The following is a 1,567-nucleotide window of genomic DNA, read 5'->3' on the forward strand; positions in this document are numbered from 1 at the left end:
AGGTATGCCCATTAGTCATAGAACTGCCTAAAATACACCAACTAGAAGACCTTAAGGGGTTAAGAAACAAAGCCTCTTCTACTACAACAGCTTTTTAAAATGAGCCACAATAATTGGAAAAAGCCATATAGTCTTAAATACTCAATATTGTGATGATTTTTAATATATTAAATTTAATGTAATGACATAAATATAAAGATTGAATTTAAATTAAATAAATATTTTTTATATAAGATAAGAAATTGGTTTTTTGGAAAAGGTTATGTATAAAAAAATATTATTGATTTTTATATTAGTCTATCTATATAGTCAGTTAGGTTTTAGTGCTATTTTACCTAATTATGATAAATTGGCTATTACTCCTACTACTTGGCAAGAAGTAGATCTTAAAGCTTATGATCATATAAAAGGTAAAAGATATCCAGTAGAAATTAAATTACTTAGACCTATAAGTTGGCTTAAAGCTAATCATCTAGATAAAGTAGGTAATAAAGAAATATTATCTTTACCTGATTTTGGTATTAAGAAGATGTATGTAACTATAGAAGCTATAAAACCTACTAAGTTAGATACATCAAAGATAAATTGGTCAAAACAAAGCTCATATCCAGTAATAGGCACATTTAAGAGATATGCTGCTATAGTTAAGACATACACGTTTAAAGATTTAATCACTGGTAAGATTAGTAAAGTAACTTCAACACCTGGACATAAGTATTATGTTAGAAATAGAACAGTAAATAATATAATAGGTAACGATACTCATTATATTAGTATATCTAGAGTTAAATCAGATGATATATTGCTATCGCAGATTGGAGATAAAATTAAACTAGTTTGTCCTACTAATAAAACTAGTCATTGTGGTAAGTTATATAACACAGGCCACAAACCTATTAATGTATATAATTTAGAGATATATAACAAACATCGTTATTTTGTAGGAAAGAATTTTATTCTTGTACATAATATAGGGTGTGCATTAAATGAAATTAAAAGGAAGGTGGATCAGATTAACAATTATTCTGGTGACCACGATTTAATTCCTATATTAGATAATGGAGTTAACTGTCTTGAATGTAGTATAGCTACGTATAAAACCTTTTCAACTGTTAATAGGGAGCTTGTTTTTCCTAGGAAATCATCTTATTTAATTTTTAAACAATTAAAGATAAATTTAAAATTAACTGAGAGTGAATGGATGTCAGCTGATGAAGTACCTGGGTTTATACTTAAAAATTCAAAACATGCCATAATAAGAGGAGAATTCTCACCGAATGTTTTATCAGGGATAAATCTTTCTGCCAGAATTGGAGGACATTTTTTTAATGCTCATGAAATTGATAACTATTGGTATTTGATTGATTCGTATAGGAATCAAGTGAGCCGTAATTTTATGGATATTTTTTATAGTAAAAATTCAAATGGAATTCCATATTACACAGGTAGATTTAAAGTATACTATTAGAGGTTAATACCATACCTAAAGCAGGCTTTGTTTCTTAACCCCTTAAGGTCTTCTAGTTGGTGTATTTTAGGCAGTTCTATGACTAATGGGCATACCTAA

Annotated in this window: 1 protein-coding gene; it reads left to right on the top strand. The window is 28.0% G+C overall.

Annotation, left to right across the window (positions count from 1 at the left end; genetic code table 11):
* Nucleotides 1-262: 262 nt before the first annotated feature.
* On the top strand, nt 263-1,468 hold the full coding sequence (locus AB8E56_RS11665) for a hypothetical protein (protein WP_329481309.1): 1,206 nt from the start codon (nt 263-265) through the stop codon (nt 1,466-1,468).
* The last annotated feature ends 99 nt before the right edge of the window (nt 1,469-1,567 follow it).

Origin of the sequence: Francisella sp. 19X1-34 (genome assembly GCF_041102755.1) — a bacterium.
Taxonomy (GTDB): Bacteria; Pseudomonadota; Gammaproteobacteria; order Francisellales; family Francisellaceae; genus Francisella.

Coding starts and splice junctions, on each gene's coding strand:
- AB8E56_RS11665 (WP_329481309.1), top strand. CDS start 263: ATGTATAAAAAAATATTATTGATTTTTATATTAGTCTATCTATATAGT.